The following is an 18,806-nucleotide window of genomic DNA, read 5'->3' as shown; positions in this document are numbered from 1 at the left end:
AATTAAGAGTAATCGAGACAGCAATGGGTAAAAACGTCGTTGTTCTGGGCACCCAATGGGGTGATGAAGGCAAGGGTAAGATCGTAGATCTGTTGACCGAGCAGGTCGCTGCCGTCGTTCGCTTCCAGGGCGGGCACAATGCAGGGCATACACTGGTAATTGATGGTGAAAAAACCGTTCTTCACCTGATTCCGTCCGGCATCCTGCGTCAGAATGTGCTCTGCCTGATCGGCAACGGCGTGGTGCTGTCGCCGGAAGCGCTGCTGAAAGAGGTTGCAGGGCTGGAAGCGCGTGGTGTTCCCGTGCGCGAGCGTCTGCAGCTGAGCCCGGCATGCCCGCTGATCCTGTCGTACCACGTGGCGTTGGATCAGGCGCGTGAACTGGCGCGCGGCAATGCCAAGATCGGTACTACCGGTCGTGGTATCGGTCCGGCTTACGAAGACAAGGTGGCGCGTCGTGGCCTGCGTCTGGGCGATATGGCTCATCCTGAGCGCTTCGCGACCAAGCTGAAGGAAGTGCTGGAGTACCATAACTTCGTACTGCAGAACTACTACAAGGTAGATCCGGTTGATTTCCAGCAGACCTATGACAGCTGCATGGAAATGGCGAAAACGCTGGTGCCGATGATCACCGACGTAACCGCCAAGCTGCATGAGCTGCGCAAGCAGGGTGCCAGCATCATGTTTGAAGGTGCTCAGGGTTCTCTGCTGGATATCGACCACGGTACCTATCCGTATGTGACCTCTTCCAACACCACGGCTGGTGGTACTTCAACCGGTAGTGGTTTTGGTCCGCTGTACCTGGATTACATCCTGGGTATCACCAAGGCTTACACCACGCGTGTTGGTGGTGGTCCTTTCCCGACCGAGCTGCACTGTGATGTGGGTCAGCGTCTGGCTGAGCGTGGTCACGAATTCGGTTCTACCACCGGTCGTGCGCGTCGCTGTGGCTGGTTCGATGCCGTTGCGCTCAAGCATGCGATTCAGATCAACTCTGTTTCCGGTATCTGTCTGACCAAGCTGGATGTGCTGGATGGCCTGGAGCAGATCAATATCTGTACCGGCTACAAGGATGCGGCAGGCAATGTTGTCATGTCCCTGAACGGCAGTGAAGACTACGAAGTGGTTGAGCCGGTTTACGAGCAGTTGCCGGGCTGGACCGAGTCAACTGTGGGTGTGAAGAGCCTGGAAGAGCTGCCGACCAATGCTCGTGCGTACATCACTCGCCTGGAGCAGTTGATTGAGGCGCCGATCGATATTATCTCGACTGGCCCTGATCGCAACGAAACCATCGTGCTGCGCCACCCGTTCGAAGTCTAAGGCTTCGGATGGATGAAAAAAAACCGCATCCCAGGATGCGGTTTTTTTGTATCTGAAGCAGGGCTGATTAGCGCAGCGCTTCGGCGGTTGCCGGATGCAGGGTGCGCAGCAGGGCCTTGAGTACCTTGGTGTTGCCGGCAACCAGGTTGCCGTGATCGCTGTACTTGTTGCCACCGGAAAAGTCGCCTACCAGGCCGCCGGCTTCACGGATCAGCAGCAGGCCGGCAGACAGTTCGGTCTGGCTCAGGCCGATCTGGTAGAAACCGTCGAGGCGGCCTGCAGCGGTATAGGCCAGGCTCAGAACCGGTGAACCGCTGTTGTGCAGCGTGGCGCCCGCCTGCATCACTTCCTGCATCATGCGCGCGTGGGATTCCATCCAGGGCTTGTCGCTACGGCGGGCATGGTAACCGGTGCCGATGATGGCGCCTTCCAGCGAAGTGCGGTTGCTGACGCGCAAGCGCTTGCCGTTGAGCTGGGCGCCCTTGCCGCGGCTGGCGGTAAACTCTTCACCGAAAACGGGGTTGAGCACCACGCAGTGTTCCGCCTTGCCATGGATGTAGCCAGTGATGCTCAGAGCAAACATCGGCAGGGCGTTGGAGAAGTTGGTCAGGCTGTCGATCGGGCTGATGTGCCATTCGCACTGACCAGGGCCTTCACCGATCGGTGCGTGCTGGCCGCTGTATTCTCCAATCAGGCTATGCTGAGGATAGGCCTTCTGGATGGTGGTGGCGATGGTGCGTTCAGCCTGTTGGCAGAGCTCACTGATGAACTCAGCGACATCGGCCTGTTCAGATTTGATCAGATCCAGGCGTTCGAGAGCGCGCGAGATCTGTTCGCCTGCGAGCCGGGCCGCGCGCAGGGCAATATTAACCATTGGTTGCATCAGTGTAGGTGTCCAGTTTTCAGGGTTGGCAAAGGTCTATTGTAGCTCAGACAGGCGCTACGCTGAACAGGTGGTCTGCAACTCAATCATGTTCTGTTAGAATGTTCGGCTTTTAACGGCGTAACTCCATGTCTGACCATATTCGTATTGTACTGGTGAACACGACGCACCCCGGCAATATCGGGGGGGTGGCACGTGCCATGAAAAACATGGGGCTGAAAGATCTCTGTCTGGTGAGTCCCAAGCTGTTTCCGCACCCGGATGCCGATGCGCGTGCCTCGGGCGCAACGGATTTGCTGGAGTCCGCCACTGTCGTGGATTCCATCGACGATGCCATCGCTGACTGCGAACTGGTATTTGGTACCAGTGCCCGTGAGCGGCACATTCCCTGGCCGCTGGTCGATCCGCGTGAACTGGCCGCGATCGCGGCGCCGTTGAAGGGTAAGGCTAAAGTCGCGATCCTGTTTGGTCGTGAAGACCGGGGCTTGACCAATGAAGAGCTGCAGCGCTGTCACCATCATGTGCATATCCCGGCGGTGGAAAGCTTCAGTTCGCTCAACATTGCGGCGGCGGTACAGGTGATTACATACGAACTGCGCATGGCGGAGCTGGCTCAGCATCCGTTGGCGAAGCCGCAGTGGGGGACTGATTGGGATATCGAACTGGCTGAGCAGCGTGAACTTGAGCTGATGTTCGAGCATCTGGAGCGTACGCTGGTTAAAATCGATTTCCTTGATCCTGACAACCCGCGTCAGTTGATGCCGCGTCTGCGCAGGCTGCTGCAGCGTGCCGTGCCGGACAAGGTTGAAGTCAACGTGTTGCGCGGCATTCTGAAGGCGGTTGAGCGCAAAGTGGAAGCGCCATCGACAGAAGGTGATAAAGAAGATGTTTAAGCAGATACGCGAAGATATACGCTCGGTCTTCCATCGTGATCCAGCCGCCCGCAATGCGTTTGAGGTGCTGACGGCTTACCCGGGTCTGCATGCCATCTGGTTTCATCGCATGGCTAATGCGCTTTGGCGGCGTGATTTCAAATGGCTGGCACGCATCATTTCCAATATCGCCCGCTGGCTGACGGGTATCGAGATCCATCCGGGCGCGACCATTGGGCGGCGTTTCTTTATTGACCACGGTATGGGTGTGGTGATCGGGGAAACTGCCGAGATCGGTGATGATGTGACCCTGTATCACGGCGTGACGCTGGGCGGCACCACCTGGAACAAGGGCAAGCGTCATCCGACACTGGGCAATAACGTGGTCTGTGGTGCCGGGGCCAAAGTGTTGGGGCCGATCACCATTGGTGCTGGCGCGCGTGTCGGTTCCAATGCCGTGGTGACGCGTGATGTGCCTGAGGAGGCCACTGTGGTGGGAATTCCGGGTCGGATCATCAAGCGTCACCCGGAAGAGGAGACGCCGGAAGAGCTGAAGCGTCGCCAGATGGCTGACAAGGTAGGTTTTGATGCTTATGCGGTCACGCGCGAGGTTTCCGATCCGGTGGCACATGCGATCCGTTGCCTGCTTGATCATATGCAGGCGATGGATCACAAGGTCGATACCATGGGTAAGGCGCTGTGCGAGCTCAAGCCGGGCTACTGTGATGAGCAGCTGCCTGAGTTGAAGTCGGAAGATTTTGAAGCGGCCGTGGATGACGTTAGTGGCATGCCGTCCACCGAGTCGGAGGCTGGGGGAGCGTCGAGCGATGATCAGAAAGGCCGACAGAACGAGTCGGTTAAATAGTTGACTAAAATAGTAGGGAATCGCATAATGGGCCCATGCTGTAAAGCGTGAGTATGAGGAATACTATGCGATTGACAACTAAAGGGCGATACGCCGTAACAGCGATGCTGGATCTGGCGCTGCATGAAGGTAAGGGGCCGATCAGTCTGGCCGATATTTCCGAGCGTCAGGGTATCTCGCTGTCCTACCTGGAGCAGTTGTTTGCCAAGCTGCGCCGCAATGAGCTGGTGCGCAGTGTGCGTGGTCCGGGTGGCGGCTATCAGCTCAAGCGTGAGCAGGCCTGCATTAATGTGGCGGAAGTGATTGATGCGGTTAATGAGTCGGTCGATGCCACGGGCTGTCAACACACTGGCGGCTGCCAGGGCGGCGAAGTGTGTCTCACTCACCATCTCTGGTGCGACCTCAGTGACCAGATTCACGGTTTCCTGAGCAGTATCAGTCTGGCTGACCTGGTCGCGCGTCGCGATGTGCAGGAAGTGGCCGGTCGTCAACAGCGCCAGGTTGATCAGCTGATCGCCAGCAGTACAGAACAGCCAGCGCGCGGCAAGGCCGCTGTGTAGAGTTTTTTTGGAGAGAACAAGATGAAACTGCCGATCTACCTAGATTACGCCGCAACAACACCGGTTGACCCTCGTGTGGCAGAAAAAATGGTTCAGTGCCTGACTCCCGATGGCAACTTTGGTAACCCGGCTTCACGCTCCCACCTGTTTGGCTGGAAGGCGGAGGAAGCAGTGGAAACCGCGCGTCGTCAGGTGGCCGACCTGATGGGTGCGGATCCGCGTGAGATTGTCTGGACGTCCGGTGCGACCGAGTCCGACAACCTGGCGATCAAGGGTGTTGCTCGCTTCTACAGCAAGAAGGGCAAGCATATCATCACCTCCAAGATTGAACACAAGGCCGTGCTGGACCCCTGTCGTCAGCTCGAGCGTGAAGGTTTCGAGGTGACCTATCTGGAGCCGGACAGCAATGGTCTGATTACGCCAGAACAGGTGGCGGATGCGCTGCGTGAGGACACCATTCTGGTCTCGCTGATGCATGTTAACAACGAGATCGGAACCGTCACTGACATCGCGGCCATCGGTGAAATTACCCGTGCCAAGGGTGTCCTTTTCCATGTGGACGCGGCTCAGAGTGCCGGCAAACTGCCGATCAACATGGCAGAGATGAAAGTCGATCTGATGTCCGTGTGTGCACACAAAATCTACGGTCCCAAAGGGGTGGGTGCACTCTATGTCCGCCGCAAGCCGCGCGTGCGTCTTGAAGCACTGATCCACGGTGGTGGTCATGAGCGTGGTATGCGCTCCGGTACCCTGCCGACTCATCAGATCGTGGGCATGGGTGAAGCCTTCCGTATCGCGGGTGAAGAGATGGCGGCCGAGACGGCGCGTCTGGAAACCCTGCGTCAGCGCCTGTGGAATGGCGTTCAGGATATGGAAGAAGTGCATCTGAACGGCTCAGCTGAACATCATGTGCCAGGTATCCTGAACATCAGCTTCGCCTTCGTTGAAGGTGAATCTCTGCTGATGTCGATCAAGGATCTGGCCGTATCTTCAGGTTCTGCCTGTACTTCGGCAAGCCTGGAGCCTTCCTATGTGTTGCGTGCACTTGGGTTGAATGACGAGCTGGCACACAGCTCGATCCGTTTCTCTCTGGGTCGCTTCACGACCGAAGAAGAGGTGGACTACGCCATCGAGCAGGTGCGCACTGCCGTGAGCAAGTTGCGTGAACTGTCTCCGCTTTGGGATATGTACAAAGACGGTGTAGATCTGAGCAAGGTTGAGTGGGTCCACCACTAAGGTCCCGAAGACGTTTTGGAGGTTTATCATGGCTTACAGCGAACAGGTTATTGATCATTACGAAAACCCGCGCAATGTCGGTAAAATGGATGCCGAGGATCCGCATGTCGGTACCGGTATGGTAGGTGCGCCTGCCTGTGGTGACGTTATGCGCCTGCAGATCAAGGTCAACGATGAAGGGGTGATCGAAGATGCCCGCTTCAAGACCTATGGCTGCGGTTCGGCCATCGCGTCCAGCTCTCTGGTAACCGAGTGGGTCAAGGGTATGACGCTGGATCAGGCGTCCGAGTTGAAGAACTCCCAGATCGCGGAAGAGCTGGCACTGCCGCCGGTGAAAATTCACTGCTCGGTTCTGGCCGAAGATGCGATCAAGGCGGCGGTTGAAGACTACCGCAACAAACAGCAGAAGTGACACCGTAACGGAGGGCGATGCCCTCCGTGCTTGGGGTAATTATGGCAATTAGCATGACACAGGCCGCGATCGATCATGTCGCGCGCTATCTTGAAAAACGCGGTCACGGCGCAGGTATTCGTCTCGGCGTCAGGACATCGGGCTGCTCCGGTATGGCCTATGTGCTGGAGTTTGTCGATGCTCAGGAGCCGGAAGATCAGATCTTCGAGTTTGGCGGTGTCAAGGTGATGATCGATCCCAAAAGTCTGGCCTATCTGGACGGTACTGAACTCGATTTTGTCCGTGAAGGACTGAACGAAGGGTTCAAGTTCAACAACCCGAATGTGCGCAGCGAATGTGGTTGCGGCGAGAGCTTTAACGTCTAGGCGTTGCAGCCAGTGAGGCCGGTTGATGGATATCACGCGTAACTACTTTGAATTCCTCGGTCTGCCGGTCAGCTTTGATGTGGATCAGGCCCGGCTGACCGAGCGCTATCGCGAACTGCAGAAACAGATACATCCAGACAGACACTCACACCAGTCTGATCGAGAGCAACGCCTGGCCGTACAGTATACGACCTATCTCAACGAGGCGTTGACCACCTTGAAGTCGCCGCTTAAGCGCGCGCAATATCTTCTGTCCCTCCAGGGTATTGATACCCTCTCTGAAACCCGTAACCAGCTGGATCCCATGTTTCTGATGGAGCAGATGGAGCTGCGTGAGCGGGCCGCTGAAGCGGTTGATCATGACGATCCCGAGGCTGAGCTGGAAGCCCTGCAGGTGCATGTGGCTGGTGAGTTCAAGCGTCTTCAGGGTGCGTTCGTGAGCGCCTGGCAAGGCGAACAGCTGGAGCAGGCAGAGGTGCTGGTGCGCAAGATGCAGTTCATCTGCAAGCTGCAGAGCGATATCGAGGCACTGGAAGACAGACTGTTCGACGATTAACGGAAGTTCTATGGCATTACTGCAAATAGCTGAACCCGGACAGAGCCCTGAACCGCATGCGCGCAAGCTGGCGGTCGGGATCGATCTGGGCACTACCAATTCACTGGTCGCATCGGTTCGTAGCGGTGAGGCCGTCACCCTGGCTGACGAGGCCGGGCGCCACCTGTTGCCGTCGGTTGTACGCTATCAGCAGGATGCGACGCCCTGTGTCGGTGCCGAAGCCTTGGCGCAGGCTTCTCAGGATCCCTATAACACCATTATTTCGGTTAAGCGTCTGATGGGGCGTGGGGCTGAAGATATCAAGGGGCTGGGTGAAGAGCTGCCGTACCGGTTCAGCGCTTCCGAGTCCGGCATGCCCTATCTGCAGACGGCGGCGGGTGATAAGAGCCCGGTTGAGGTGTCGGCGGATATCCTGTCGACGCTGGCCGAGCGCGCGCGAGAATCTCTCGGTGGTGAGCTCGAAGGTGTAGTGATCACTGTGCCGGCCTACTTCGATGATGCTCAGCGCCAGGCCACCAAGGATGCCGCCCAGCTGGCTGGTCTCAAGGTACTGCGCCTGCTCAACGAACCCACGGCGGCAGCGGTCGCCTACGGTCTGGATAAACAGGATGAGGGTGTCATTGCGGTTTATGACCTGGGTGGCGGTACTTTCGATATCTCCATTCTGCGCCTTAATCGCGGCGTGTTCGAGGTTCTGGCCACTGGTGGTGACACTGCGCTGGGCGGTGATGACTTCGACCGTTTGCTGGCCGAGGAGTTGCTGCAGCAGTCCGGTTTGGGCGCTGCGCTGAACGCCTCTTCAGCCCGTGCTTTGACGACGCTGGCACGACGCATCAAGGAACGCCTTACCGATGAAGATCTGGTTAGAGAGTCTGTCGAGCTGGATGGCCGTGAAATCCGCGTCGAAGTTGGTCGTGAGCAGTTCGAAGCGTTGATTGAATCGCTGGTCAAGCGAACCCTGAGAACCTGTCGTCGCACTCTCAAGGATGCCGGTGTATCGACGGATGAGGTTGCCGAAGTTGTCATGGTGGGTGGTTCTACTCGGGTACCCCTGGTGCGTGAGTCGGTTGCCGAGTTCTTCGGTCGCCCGCCGCACATCGATATCGACCCGGACCGGGTAGTCGCCATCGGCGCCGCGCTACAGGCTGATGTGCTGGTTGGCAACAAGCCGGACAGCGACATGCTGCTGCTGGATGTAATTCCCTTGTCGCTTGGGCTGGAGACCATGGGTGGTCTGGTGGAGAAAATTATCCACCGCAATACCTCCATTCCCGTCGCGCGGGCACAGGAATTCACCACTTATCAGGATGGCCAGACAGCAATGGCGATTCACGTGGTGCAGGGTGAGCGCGAGCTGGTGCAGGACTGCCGTTCTCTGGCGCGTTTCGTGCTGCGCGATATTCCGCCGATGGCGGCCGGTGCGGCCAAGATTCGTGTCACCTTCCAGGTCGATGCGGATGGTTTGTTGAGTGTCTCCGCCGAAGAGTTGTCCACAGGCGTAATGAGCAGTATCCAGGTGAAGCCGTCCTACGGTCTCAGTGATGACGAGATCGCTCGCATGCTGAAGGAATCGTACAGTCATGCGGCAGTGGATCTGGAAGCGCGTAATCTGCGTGAACAGCAGGTCGAGGCCGAGCGGATTATCGCGGCGCTACGTGCGGCGATGGCGCAGGATGGTGAGCTGCTGTCTGTCGATGAACGTGAAGCGCTGGAGCAGGCTGTGGCCAAGCTGGAGGCCACTGTTGCGGAAGGTGACTACCGTCACATCGAAAGCGGTGTTGAAGAGCTGGCAAAAGCTAGTGATTTCTTCGCCTCACGGCGCATGGATCAGAGCATTTCCCGGGCGCTGTCCGGTCACTCGATTGAAGATATTGATAAGGAGGCGCGTTAATGCCCCAGGTGATTTTTCTGCCACATGAAGAGCTTTGTCCTGAGGGCAAAGTCGTTGAAGCGCAGCCAGGGGTGTCGATCTGTGACGTGGCACTGGCCAACGGTATCGAGATCGAGCATGCCTGCGAAAAATCCTGTGCCTGCACGACCTGTCACGTCATTGTGCGTGAGGGTTTTGATTCGCTCAATGAAGCGGATGAACTGGAAGACGATATGCTGGACAAGGCCTGGGGTCTTGAACCGGAATCTCGCCTCAGTTGTCAGGCATTGGTCGATAGTGAAGATTTGGTGGTGGAGATTCCGAAATACACCATCAACCAGGTATCCGAACAGCACTGAGGTGTAACATGGGCTTGAAATGGGTAGATGTTCACGATATCGCCATTGAACTGTATGAGGCCTATCCGGATGTGAATCCGCTGCAGATCAGTTTCCCGGACCTGTATACCAAGGTCCTGGAGCTGGACGAGTTCGATGATGATCCGGACCACTGTGGCGAGAAAATTCTGGAAGCGATCCAGATGGCCTGGATCGAAGAGGCAGAATAAGCACAAACAGCAAAAGCCCGAGCGAATGCCGGGCTTTTCCGCTCTTCAGAGTTGTCTGTTCAGCTTCTGGTGCTTTGCGTATAATGTTGCGCCTTATTGACCTGTAGCATTATAGATTGGGGATTATACCTATGGCAGTTGAACGTACACTTTCCATCATCAAGCCGGACGCCGTTGCTAAAAACGTAATCGGTGAGATCGAAAGCCGCTTCGAGAAAGCGGGTCTGAAAATCGTTGAAATGCAGATGAAGCAGCTGAGCCAGGCTGATGCTGAAGGTTTCTACGCTGAGCACAAAGAGCGTCCTTTCTTCGCTGACCTGGTCGCGTTCATGACTTCCGGTCCTGTTGTTGTACAGGTTCTGGAAGGTGAAAACGCGATCGCTCTGAACCGCGAACTGATGGGTGCGACCAACCCGCAGGAAGCGGCTGAAGGCACTATCCGTCGTGACTTCGCTGAATCCATCGATGCCAACGCCGTACACGGTTCCGACTCTGCTGCTTCTGCAGAGCGCGAAATCGCCTACTTCTTCGGCGCTTGATTTCGTACCGGGCTGCCCGTTCTGGGCAGCCTGTCATTCTAAACGAGTAATTCTACATGTCTGAGACCCCATCCAAAATCAACCTCCTGGGACTGTCTCCGGCCAAGCTGGAAGCCTTTTTCGAAGAAATGGGCGAGAAGCGTTTTCGCGCGACTCAAGTCCTCAAATGGCTGCATCAGCAGGGTGCCTCCAGCTTTGACGAGATGACCAATATCAGCAAGGCGTTGCGCACGAAGCTGGCTGAAGTGGCCGAGATTCGCGAGCCGGAAATTCTGCTGGACAAAACTTCCCGGGATGGTACCCGCAAATGGGTTATTCGCATGGATGGCGGTTCCGCAATCGAGATGGTGCTGATCCCCGATGGTGATCGCCGCACTCTCTGTGTCTCTTCTCAGGTCGGTTGCTCGCTGGACTGCAGTTTCTGCTCTACCGGCAAGCAGGGCTACAACCGCAATCTGTCAACGGCGGAAATTATCGCCCAGTTGCGTGTGGCCATTCGTGCCTACGGTCCCTTTGACCCGTCCGAACGTCGCGTCAGCAACGTTGTGCTGATGGGTATGGGTGAGCCGCTGATGAATTTTGATAACGTTGTTGATGCCACTCAGTTGATGATGGACGACAACGCCTATGGCCTGTCCAAGCGCCGTGTGACGCTGAGCACCTCGGGTGTGGTGCCGGCACTGGACAAGCTGCGTGAGGTCAGTGACGTGTCACTGGCAATTTCGCTCCATGCCGCCAACAATGAGCTGCGTGATCAACTGGTACCGATCAACAAGCGGTATCCGATCGAAGAGCTGATCGCGGCTTGCAATCGCTATCTGGAAGGCCTGAATGACAAGCGCGTGATCACCGTTGAATACACCCTGATTGAAGGGGTCAACGATCAGCCCGAACATGCCCGTGAGCTGGTCAAGGTGTTGCGCCAGGTGCCGTGCAAACTTAACCTGATCCCGTTCAATCCTTTCCCGAACTCCGGCTATCGTCGCCCCAGTGAAGAAGCAATTCAACGCTTCAAGGACATCATGTTGAAAGCGTCGATCATCACCACCGTAAGACGTACCCGTGGTGATGATGTGGATGCGGCCTGCGGCCAGCTGGTGGGGCAGGTTGAGGACCGTACCCGTCGTAGCCAAAAATACATTCCTGTGGTACAAGAGGAGCCTGTTCACGGAAAGACTGAAAGGGTTTAAGGGGGAAGCGTGAGAGGCTCCGGCTTGGTTTCGCTGTTGCTTGCGGCAGCGTTGGTGTCCGGCTGTGCAACACAGTCGGGTAGTACCGGTAGTATGCAAGACTCCGAGCCGAAGGAGGCCGTGGAGGCCTATACCGGACTCGGCGTGCAGTACCTGCAGGCCGGTAATACCGTCAATGCCAAAATGTCACTGCAGCGCGCCCTGTCGATTGATGCTGATTATGCGCCGGCCAACAATGCGATGGCGCTGGTGTTTCAGGTTGAGCAGGAATACGGGCTCGCCGAAGAGTACTTTCGCAAGGGGGTGGCGGCAGATCCTGACTCGGCCATGCTGCACAACAACTTCGGCGCCTTTCTGTTTGCCCGTCAACGCTACCAGGAAGCCTGTGTGCAACTGGATCTGGCTTCCCGAGATCCTTTCTATCCACAGCGTGCTCAGGCACTCGAAAATCTCGGTCGCTGTTATCTGCTGATTGGTCGTAACACGGATGCTGAAGAAGCATTCAGGCGTTCGCTGGCGATCAACGGTAATCGCTATGTTGCCCTGGTAGAACTGTCCCAGCTGTTGCTTGATCGCGGTGAGCATGCCATGGCGAGCCGCTATTTCGAGCGTTTTCGCCAGCAGGTTGAGCAGCGCCAGGTTGAGCACTATCCAAAAAGTCTTTGGGTGGGCATCCAGTTGGCACGCCTGGACCGCAATGCGTCTCGTGCCGCGACCTATGCACTGCTGTTGAAAAACATGTACCCCAATTCTGAGGAGTATCGGCTTTATCAGGAGAGTGCCCAGTGAGTGATGATACTGAAGTTGTGATTCCCCCGGTGGTCTTTTCCGGCCAGGCATTCTCTGACGCACGCCAAAAGCTGGGGTTGAGCACCGAGCAGGTCGCACACCAGTTGCACCTGCACGAACGAATCATTCATGCGATCGAGCAGGGCGCACTGGATAAGCTCAGAGACCCGGTCTTTTCACGTGGTTATATTCGTTCCTATGCGCGCTTTTTGAAGCTGGATGCAGACGGGCTGGTATCGGCTTATAACCAGCAGACCGGTAACCTGGCTACCACGGCTGAGGTGAAGGCTATCGGTACAGTGTCCACTGTTCCGGGGCGTGGTCAGGGTCACCCCGTGCTCAAAGTAGGCACCTGGCTGTTTGTATTGGCGCTGGTGGCCGCCAGTGTCTGGTGGTGGCAGGCCCAGTTCGGTTTCGATGTTGATGAACGTCGAGCCCAAGATGATTTGCCGGTATCGGTCGAGACCACGGATGGCACTACGCTGGTGTTGCCGCAGCTGGACGAGATTGAAGCGGATATGGATTCTGCTGCTGGTGTACTGGAGCAGACCGTGTCAGAAGCGATAACCGGCTCGGATACCGCTGCCGGAATGGCTGAGGCGCCGGCCGTGGAGGGCTCCCAGGCTTCGACAGAAGCGAGTGCTGAGCCAGAAGCCCTGCCTGCTGCTGAAGAGGGGGAGCAGGCATCCGAAACCCTTGCCCAGGCAGCGGCACTTTTTCCCGGGCTGGCACTGAGTTTTGCCGATGACTGCTGGCTCAGTGTTAAGGACGCTCGCGGGCGGACCCTGTACAGCGGCGTAGCCAAGGGCGGCAGCTCGCTCGAGCTTGAAGGCGAAGAACCGCTGGCGGTGGTGATCGGTCGCGTCAGTGCCGTGGCCGAGATTCGCTATGACAACAAACCGATTGAACTTGCCTCAATCAGCAAAGAAAATGTGGCCCGCCTGCGCCTACCTCTGTAAACCCTTATTTGATTTGACAGGAAAGCTGACGTTTTGACAAAGATTAAAGCCATTCGCGGCATGAACGACATTCTGCCGGAGCAAACACCGGTCTGGCAGTATCTTGAAGCCACCATCAAGCGTGTAGTAGGCGCCTACGGGTACTCTGAGATCCGTATGCCAATCGTCGAGCAGACTGACCTGTTTAAACGCTCCATCGGCGAAGTAACTGATATCGTCGAGAAGGAGATGTATACCTTCGATGACCGTAACGGTGAAAGCCTGACTCTGCGTCCTGAAGGTACGGCTTGCTGTGTGCGTGCTGGTGAAGAGCATGGTTTGTTGTATAACCAGACTCAGCGCCTTTGGTACCAGGGACCGATGTTCCGTTACGAAAAGCCGCAGAAAGGCCGTTACCGCCAGTTCCATCAGGTGGGTGTCGAAGCGTTCGGCATGGCGGGCCCTGATGTGGATGCCGAGTTGATCCTGATGACTGCCAGACTGTGGCATGAGCTGGGCATGAGTGAGGCGGTCACCCTGCAGCTGAACTCGCTGGGGAGCAATCAGGCGCGTGCCGAGTATCGTGATGCGCTGGTGGCCTATCTGCAGCAGCATTTCGATCAGCTGGATGAAGACAGCCAGCGTCGACTTGAGAGCAATCCGCTACGAGTGCTGGACAGCAAAAACGAGGCGACCCGGGTCATTCTCGAGCAGGCACCGGTGCTGACTGACTATCTGGATGATGAGTCTGCACGGGATTTCCGTCAGTTGTGTGAAATGCTTGATGCCGCGGGTGTGCGCTACGAAGTGAACCCCTACCTGGTGCGCGGGTTGGACTATTACTGCAAGACCGTTTTTGAATGGGTGACCGAGGAACTGGGTGCTCAGGGAACGGTCTGTGCGGGTGGCCGTTATGATGGTTTGGTCAAGCAGTTGGGTGGCAAGCCGACCCCGGCCGTTGGTTTCGCCATGGGGGTAGAGCGGCTGATCCTGTTGCTGGAAACCCTGGAGCTGGTGCCGGATTCTGCTCGTCAGACGTTTGATCTCTATCTGGCGGCCGAGCATAAGGGCATTCAGTCGGATGTTGTACTGCTGGCGGAGCAGCTGCGTGCAGCGGTACCGGGACTGCGCATCCGCGTACACTGTGCGGGTCTCAAGAACATTGCCACCAAGGCTCGCCAAACAGGCGCCCGGGCGATTGTCCTGGTGAAGAAAACGGAAGAAAGCGGCCTGCAGGGGTCACTCTGGTATAACGATGAAACCGAGTATGACCTGAAGCCGGATCGGCTGATTGAGCGCCTGCTGGTGCTGTTTGCCCACTAATTTCATTGCGAATACAGAATAATCAGGAGTCGGAACGTGGCTGAATTGCGAACGGAAGAGGAACAGCTGCAGGCATTGAAGGCCTGGTGGCAAGAGAACGGCAAGTCGCTGGTTCTGGGTGTTGGTCTGGCGATTGCGCTGGTGTTGGGCTGGCAAGGCTGGCAGACACATCAGGAACAACAGGCCGCGACCGCTTCTGCGCTGTATCAGAACCTGACCGAAGCGGCTCAGCTGCAGTCTATGAATGCCGAGGATGATGCTCAATATGCCACGGCCAAGCATCTGACCGAGCAGCTCAAAGCGGACTTTGCTGATACCACTTATGCCCGTTATGCCGGACTGGTTCTGGCCGCGATGCATGTTCAGCATGAAGCCTTTGCAGAGGCCAGGGAAGAGCTGGAGTGGGTACTGTCTGCATCGGAAGAATTGGACAGCATCAAGCGTGTAGCAACGCTGCGCAAGGCGGCACTGATGCAGCAGCTGGGTGAAGCTGAGGCAGCGGTGGCCATTGTACAGGGGCTCGATGCCGGCTCGTTCGAAGCGGAAAAGCAGGAGCTGCTGGGCGACCTCTACCTGTCTCTGGGTCAGCGTGAGCAGGCGCGTGGCGCCTATGAGGCTGCATTGCTGGCGGCCGGTGGCGAAACACGTAAGCCGTTGTTGAAGATCAAGCGGGACGATCTGGCCGAGGTGAACTCATGAAGGCAGGGATGAAACTGAAAAACCTGCTGGCAGCCGCTGTCATCGGCAGCAGTCTGTCCGGTTGCGGCATGTTCAGCTCTGAACAGCAGGTGCAACCGGCAGAACTGGTCGATTTTGAGCAGGAGCAGGCCCTGAAGGCGCTTTGGAGTGTCAGTGTTGGGAGCGACCTGGGAGAAAAATTCCACCAGTTGACACCGTCTATCGACGGTGATCGCATCTTCGCTGTCAGTGCAGAAGGTGATGTGCTGGCTGCTGATCGTGCATCAGGTGAGGTGATCTGGCGCCGCGATCTCGATACGGAAGTGGTTGGTGGTATTGGTGCGGGCAATGGCCTGGTTGCGTTGTCGACGCTGAGTGGAGAAGTGCTGGCGTTGTCTGCCGATGATGGCAGTGAACTCTGGCGTTACCAGGCGACGTCGGAAGTGGTCAGTCAGTCGCAGATGAATGCCGAGATTCTGGTTGTGCAGCAGCTGGATGGCAAACTGGTCGCTCTGGATCAGACGACTGGCCATCAGCTGTGGAGTTATGACAGCCAGATCCCGAGCCTGAGCCTGAGGGGTACAGCTGCGCCGATCGTGGCCGCTGACCTGACCCTGGCTGGTTTTGCCAATGGCAAACTGGTGGCGATTGAAAACCGTAGCGGCCGGCCGATCTGGGAGCAGCGCATTGCATTGCCGGAAGGACGCTCCGAGTTGGAACGTATCATTGATATTGATGCACAGCCACTGGTGTATAACCGCCTGGTATATGTGACCAGCTATCAGGGACGCTTGGCGGCGGTTAATCCTTCAAATGGACAGCTGGTTTGGGCACAGGACTTGTCGAGCTACCGCGGTTTGGCTGGCGGTTTTGGTAACGTCTATGCTGTAACCGCAGATGACAGCCTGCAGGCATTCGATGCTCGTAACAGTGCCAGCGTCTGGCGTCAGGATGGACTGCTCAATCGCCATCTGACGACCCCGGTCGTACTGGGCAACAGTCTGGTCGTGGCAGATGGTGAAGGTTACCTGCATGCGCTGTCCCAGATTGATGGTCACTTCACGGCACGCTACAAACTGGATTCGTCCGGTGTGCAGAGTGATCTACTGGTGAAAGATGATGTACTCTATGCCCTGAGCAACGATGGCCGTCTAACCGCATTGAAGCTGCAGTAAGCACAATTCGAATTATCCACGGCGGCCTCTGTTCTGCAGAGTGCCGCCGTGTTGTTTCCAGGTGAAATCCTATGTTACCCGTAATCGCTTTGGTGGGTCGTCCCAATGTTGGCAAATCGACCCTGTTTAACCGGCTGACCCGTTCTCGTGACGCATTGGTCGCCGACCTGCCGGGCCTGACCCGAGATCGCAAATACGGAGAAGGCCGCGTCGGCGGCTGCGATTACATCGTAATCGATACGGGAGGGATTTCCGGAGACGAAGCTGGCATTGATCAGCGCATGGCCGAGCAGTCTCTGCTGGCGATTGATGAAGCCGATATTGTCCTTTTCCTGGTAGATGGCCGTGCCGGCCTGAACCCGGCTGATGAGATGATCGCCGACCATCTGCGCCGCAATAACAAGGAATGCTGGCTGGTGGTCAACAAGACCGATGGCATTGATCCCGATACGGCCATGGCGGACTTCTATACGCTGGGTATTGGTCAGCCGGTTCCCATTGCAGCGGCGCATGGTCGTAATGTCACGTCTCTGATTGATGAGGTGCTGGCGCCGTTCATGCCGGACGAGGAGGCTCTGGCTGCGGAAGAAGCAGAGAAAGAAAAGGATGACAGCATCCGTATCGCTGTGATCGGGCGTCCAAACGTCGGCAAGTCGACGCTGGTCAACCGAATGCTGGGCGAAGATCGGGTCGTGGTCTATGACCAGGCCGGTACCACGCGAGACAGTATCTACATTCCCTATGAGCGTGATGGTCAACCGTATACGCTGATCGATACGGCCGGGGTACGTCGTCGCAAGCATATTACCGAAGCGGTAGAGAAGTTCTCCATCGTCAAGACGCTGCAGGCGATCAAGGACGCCAATGTGGTGATCAGCGTGATCGATGCCCAAGAGGGGGTGACCGAGCAGGATCTCAACATGCTCGGATTTGTGATCGACTCTGGGCGAGCGCTGGTTGTCGCACTGAACAAGTGGGATGGCATGACACCCGAGAAGCGTGAACATGTAAAGTCTCAGGTAGAGCGCCGGCTGGAATTCGCCGCTTTTGCCCGGTTCCACTTCATCTCGGCACTGCATGGCTCCGGCGTGGGTGATCTCTATGCCTCGGTCAATGAAGCCTATGATTGCGCAATGGCCAAATGGTCAACCAACCAGCTCACACGGTTGCTCGAAGATGTGGTTGCGGACCATCAGCCGCCGGCGATCAATAACCGTCGCATCAAGCTGCGCTATGCGCACCAGGGCGGTTCCAACCCGCCAATTATTGTTGTACATGGCAATCAGACAGCCGCACTTCCGGGGTCATACAAGCGCTATCTGGAAAACCGTTTCATTCGCTACCTTAAGGTACGGGGTACCCCGATTCGCTTCGAGTTCAAAACCAGTGATAACCCCTTTGCCGGGCGGCGCAACAAGTTGACTCCGCGACAGATGGCCAAGAAAGAACGTAACCGTCAGCACATCAAGACGATGAAGCATAAGGCCAAGAAAAAGGCACAGCGCTGAGATGATCTGTGCGGAGGCAAAAGCTGCTGAGGTCGATGCGGCGATTGGTGTTTTCGATTCAGGGGTGGGAGGGCTTACCGTCCTCAACGCCCTGAGGGAAGCGCTGCCGAATGAAAACCTGGTGTATCTGGGTGATACCGCAAGGGTACCTTACGGTACCAAAAGCGCCGTATCGGTGATGCGCTATGCTGAACAGGCCGTGAGTGCGTTGCAGGCAAGGCACATTAAAGCGATTGTGATTGCCTGTAATACAGCCTCGGCAATGGCGCTGGAGCACTTACAGGCCTGTTACCCCATGCTGCCAGTATTGGGTGTGATCGAGCCGGGGGCTATTGCCGCTTGCAAGGCAACCAGGCGAAAGCACATCGGCGTGATCGCAACCGAGAGTACGACGAATAATCAGGCCTACCAAAAGGCCATACTGGGCCTGATGCCTGAGGCGCGTGTGCAGGCGCAAGCCTGTTCACTGTTTGTGGCACTGGCTGAAGAGGGCTGGCATGAGGGAACTCTGGTTGAGCAGATTATCGCCAAATGCCTGTCACCAATGCTGGAGCGCCACAGCCCTGAAGAGCAGCTCGATACGCTGGTGCTGGGGTGTACTCACTTTCCTACACTGAGTCAGGCTATTGCGCGAGTGGTCGGGAAAGAGGTACAGCTGGTGGATTCCGCGGCTACTACTGCAGCAGCGGTCAAGGAAAGACTGGCTGCAGCTGCTTTACTTAATCCGCAAAAGACATCGGGGCAGTTGAGCTTTCTGGTGACCGATGGTCCGGATCGCTTCGTACGGGTGGCCAATAACTTCTTTAATGAAGAAATAGCAGCCGCCAGTGTTGAACTGGTCGATATTCAACACCATTCATCTGTTGTGAAATAAAGTTGGAAAAAGGCGTTGACAGTGATTCGTATCGCTGTAGAATACGCCCCACTTCAGCGGCAAACGCTTCTTTCAACCAACGACAAGTTGTTGAAAGAAAATTAAAAAAGCGATTGACACTGAAAAATGGCGTAGTAAGATATGCGCCTCGCTTGAGATAACAGGTTGCACCGAACGGTGCGGTTGATCAAGCCCGCTCTTTAACAAATTGATCAGGTAATATGTGTGGGCGCTTGTCAGGATTGAGCACACAAAGCTTAATCAAGGCAAGCAACCTAACTGAATA

At 56.5% G+C, this 18,806-nt stretch carries 21 protein-coding genes; 20 read left to right on the top strand and 1 reads right to left on the bottom strand.

Going from position 1 to position 18,806, the window contains the following annotated elements:
- Positions 1 to 23 precede the first annotated feature (23 nt).
- Positions 24 to 1,319 carry an adenylosuccinate synthase gene (locus tag ABD013_RS11050; RefSeq protein ID WP_343805842.1) on the top strand — a complete coding sequence of 432 codons (1,296 nt, stop codon included), beginning with the start codon at positions 24 to 26 and terminating at the stop codon, positions 1,317 to 1,319.
- Positions 1,320 to 1,386: 67 nt separating this feature from the next.
- Here ABD013_RS11050 and ABD013_RS11045 read toward each other — a convergent pair whose 3' ends face one another.
- Positions 1,387 to 2,202 carry an inositol monophosphatase family protein gene (locus tag ABD013_RS11045; RefSeq protein ID WP_343805840.1) on the bottom strand — a complete coding sequence of 272 codons (816 nt, stop codon included), beginning with the start codon at positions 2,200 to 2,202 and terminating at the stop codon, positions 1,387 to 1,389.
- Between the two features lie 128 nt (positions 2,203 to 2,330).
- Between ABD013_RS11045 and ABD013_RS11040 the strand changes: the two genes are divergently transcribed.
- The 19 genes from ABD013_RS11040 (at position 2,331) to murI (ending at position 18,520) form a co-directional block, all read left to right on the top strand.
- Positions 2,331 to 3,095 (top strand): RNA methyltransferase, encoded by a 765-nt coding sequence (locus ABD013_RS11040; protein WP_343805838.1) that lies wholly within the window; start codon positions 2,331 to 2,333, stop codon positions 3,093 to 3,095.
- The gene (gene cysE / locus ABD013_RS11035) at positions 3,088 to 3,939 is read left to right on the top strand and encodes a serine O-acetyltransferase (RefSeq protein WP_343805836.1); all 852 of its coding nucleotides are present in this window, start codon (positions 3,088 to 3,090) and stop codon (positions 3,937 to 3,939) included. Before ABD013_RS11040 ends, cysE begins: the two co-directional genes overlap by 8 nt.
- A gap of 65 nt (positions 3,940 to 4,004) precedes the next feature.
- Positions 4,005 to 4,499, top strand: coding sequence for a Fe-S cluster assembly transcriptional regulator IscR (iscR, locus tag ABD013_RS11030; RefSeq protein ID WP_343805834.1), 495 nt, complete (start codon positions 4,005 to 4,007; stop codon positions 4,497 to 4,499).
- A 21-nt stretch (positions 4,500 to 4,520) separates the two neighbouring features.
- Complete coding sequence (locus ABD013_RS11025) at positions 4,521 to 5,735, top strand: IscS subfamily cysteine desulfurase (RefSeq protein ID WP_343805833.1); 1,215 nt, start codon at positions 4,521 to 4,523, stop codon at positions 5,733 to 5,735.
- Positions 5,736 to 5,763: 28 nt separating this feature from the next.
- A complete protein-coding gene (gene iscU, locus ABD013_RS11020; protein WP_343805831.1) occupies positions 5,764 to 6,147 on the top strand; it encodes a Fe-S cluster assembly scaffold IscU in 384 nt (127 codons plus the stop codon).
- A 41-nt stretch (positions 6,148 to 6,188) separates the two neighbouring features.
- A complete protein-coding gene (gene iscA / locus ABD013_RS11015; protein ID WP_343805829.1) occupies positions 6,189 to 6,512 on the top strand; it encodes an iron-sulfur cluster assembly protein IscA in 324 nt (107 codons plus the stop codon).
- Positions 6,513 to 6,537: 25 nt separating this feature from the next.
- Positions 6,538 to 7,068, top strand: a complete 531-nt coding sequence (gene hscB, locus ABD013_RS11010) for a Fe-S protein assembly co-chaperone HscB (RefSeq protein WP_343805827.1) — start codon at positions 6,538 to 6,540, stop codon at positions 7,066 to 7,068.
- A 10-nt stretch (positions 7,069 to 7,078) separates the two neighbouring features.
- On the top strand, positions 7,079 to 8,959 hold the full coding sequence (gene hscA, locus ABD013_RS11005) for a Fe-S protein assembly chaperone HscA (protein WP_343805825.1): 1,881 nt from the start codon (positions 7,079 to 7,081) through the stop codon (positions 8,957 to 8,959).
- Positions 8,959 to 9,297 carry an ISC system 2Fe-2S type ferredoxin gene (gene fdx / locus ABD013_RS11000; protein WP_343805824.1) on the top strand — a complete coding sequence of 113 codons (339 nt, stop codon included), beginning with the start codon at positions 8,959 to 8,961 and terminating at the stop codon, positions 9,295 to 9,297. Before hscA ends, fdx begins: the two co-directional genes overlap by 1 nt.
- 8 nt (positions 9,298 to 9,305) lie before the next feature.
- A complete protein-coding gene (gene iscX, locus ABD013_RS10995; RefSeq protein WP_343805823.1) occupies positions 9,306 to 9,506 on the top strand; it encodes a Fe-S cluster assembly protein IscX in 201 nt (66 codons plus the stop codon).
- A 131-nt stretch (positions 9,507 to 9,637) separates the two neighbouring features.
- The gene (ndk, locus tag ABD013_RS10990; RefSeq protein WP_343805822.1) at positions 9,638 to 10,045 is read left to right on the top strand and encodes a nucleoside-diphosphate kinase; all 408 of its coding nucleotides are present in this window, start codon (positions 9,638 to 9,640) and stop codon (positions 10,043 to 10,045) included.
- Between the two features lie 56 nt (positions 10,046 to 10,101).
- On the top strand, positions 10,102 to 11,235 hold the full coding sequence (rlmN, locus tag ABD013_RS10985) for a dual-specificity RNA methyltransferase RlmN (protein WP_343805821.1): 1,134 nt from the start codon (positions 10,102 to 10,104) through the stop codon (positions 11,233 to 11,235).
- A gap of 9 nt (positions 11,236 to 11,244) precedes the next feature.
- Positions 11,245 to 12,024 (top strand): type IV pilus biogenesis/stability protein PilW, encoded by a 780-nt coding sequence (gene pilW / locus ABD013_RS10980; RefSeq protein ID WP_343805819.1) that lies wholly within the window; start codon positions 11,245 to 11,247, stop codon positions 12,022 to 12,024.
- Positions 12,021 to 12,983 carry a RodZ domain-containing protein gene (locus tag ABD013_RS10975; RefSeq protein WP_343805817.1) on the top strand — a complete coding sequence of 321 codons (963 nt, stop codon included), beginning with the start codon at positions 12,021 to 12,023 and terminating at the stop codon, positions 12,981 to 12,983. The genes pilW and ABD013_RS10975 overlap by 4 nt, the downstream gene beginning before the upstream one ends.
- Before the next feature lie 60 nt (positions 12,984 to 13,043).
- Positions 13,044 to 14,285 (top strand): histidine--tRNA ligase, encoded by a 1,242-nt coding sequence (hisS, locus tag ABD013_RS10970; protein WP_343807398.1) that lies wholly within the window; start codon positions 13,044 to 13,046, stop codon positions 14,283 to 14,285.
- Positions 14,286 to 14,321: 36 nt separating this feature from the next.
- Positions 14,322 to 14,984, top strand: a complete 663-nt coding sequence (locus ABD013_RS10965) for a YfgM family protein (RefSeq protein WP_343805815.1) — start codon at positions 14,322 to 14,324, stop codon at positions 14,982 to 14,984.
- Positions 14,985 to 14,992: 8 nt separating this feature from the next.
- Complete coding sequence (bamB, locus tag ABD013_RS10960) at positions 14,993 to 16,138, top strand: outer membrane protein assembly factor BamB (protein WP_343805813.1); 1,146 nt, start codon at positions 14,993 to 14,995, stop codon at positions 16,136 to 16,138.
- A gap of 71 nt (positions 16,139 to 16,209) precedes the next feature.
- Entirely contained in the window at positions 16,210 to 17,646 is a 1,437-nt protein-coding gene (gene der / locus ABD013_RS10955) for a ribosome biogenesis GTPase Der (RefSeq protein WP_343805811.1), read from the top strand.
- A 1-nt stretch (position 17,647) separates the two neighbouring features.
- Positions 17,648 to 18,520 (top strand): glutamate racemase, encoded by an 873-nt coding sequence (murI, locus tag ABD013_RS10950; RefSeq protein WP_343805809.1) that lies wholly within the window; start codon positions 17,648 to 17,650, stop codon positions 18,518 to 18,520.
- The last annotated feature ends 286 nt before the right edge of the window (positions 18,521 to 18,806 follow it).

The sequence above is a fragment of the Marinobacterium maritimum genome, from assembly GCF_039523155.1.
GTDB lineage: Bacteria > Pseudomonadota > Gammaproteobacteria > Pseudomonadales > Balneatricaceae > Marinobacterium > Marinobacterium maritimum.
Note: the sequence above shows the minus strand (reverse complement) of the source record. Positions and strands in the feature narration are given on the sequence as shown.

Coding starts and splice junctions, on each gene's coding strand:
- ABD013_RS11045 (WP_343805840.1), bottom strand. CDS start 2,202: ATGCAACCAATGGTTAATATTGCCCTGCGCGCGGCCCGGCTCGCAGGC.
- ndk (WP_343805822.1), top strand. CDS start 9,638: ATGGCAGTTGAACGTACACTTTCCATCATCAAGCCGGACGCCGTTGCT.
- ABD013_RS11050 (WP_343805842.1), top strand. CDS start 24: ATGGGTAAAAACGTCGTTGTTCTGGGCACCCAATGGGGTGATGAAGGC.
- murI (WP_343805809.1), top strand. CDS start 17,648: ATGATCTGTGCGGAGGCAAAAGCTGCTGAGGTCGATGCGGCGATTGGT.
- iscA (WP_343805829.1), top strand. CDS start 6,189: ATGGCAATTAGCATGACACAGGCCGCGATCGATCATGTCGCGCGCTAT.
- rlmN (WP_343805821.1), top strand. CDS start 10,102: ATGTCTGAGACCCCATCCAAAATCAACCTCCTGGGACTGTCTCCGGCC.
- ABD013_RS11040 (WP_343805838.1), top strand. CDS start 2,331: ATGTCTGACCATATTCGTATTGTACTGGTGAACACGACGCACCCCGGC.
- fdx (WP_343805824.1), top strand. CDS start 8,959: ATGCCCCAGGTGATTTTTCTGCCACATGAAGAGCTTTGTCCTGAGGGC.
- iscX (WP_343805823.1), top strand. CDS start 9,306: ATGGGCTTGAAATGGGTAGATGTTCACGATATCGCCATTGAACTGTAT.
- hscB (WP_343805827.1), top strand. CDS start 6,538: ATGGATATCACGCGTAACTACTTTGAATTCCTCGGTCTGCCGGTCAGC.
- hisS (WP_343807398.1), top strand. CDS start 13,044: ATGAACGACATTCTGCCGGAGCAAACACCGGTCTGGCAGTATCTTGAA.
- iscR (WP_343805834.1), top strand. CDS start 4,005: ATGCGATTGACAACTAAAGGGCGATACGCCGTAACAGCGATGCTGGAT.
- ABD013_RS11025 (WP_343805833.1), top strand. CDS start 4,521: ATGAAACTGCCGATCTACCTAGATTACGCCGCAACAACACCGGTTGAC.
- cysE (WP_343805836.1), top strand. CDS start 3,088: ATGTTTAAGCAGATACGCGAAGATATACGCTCGGTCTTCCATCGTGAT.
- bamB (WP_343805813.1), top strand. CDS start 14,993: ATGAAACTGAAAAACCTGCTGGCAGCCGCTGTCATCGGCAGCAGTCTG.
- hscA (WP_343805825.1), top strand. CDS start 7,079: ATGGCATTACTGCAAATAGCTGAACCCGGACAGAGCCCTGAACCGCAT.
- iscU (WP_343805831.1), top strand. CDS start 5,764: ATGGCTTACAGCGAACAGGTTATTGATCATTACGAAAACCCGCGCAAT.
- der (WP_343805811.1), top strand. CDS start 16,210: ATGTTACCCGTAATCGCTTTGGTGGGTCGTCCCAATGTTGGCAAATCG.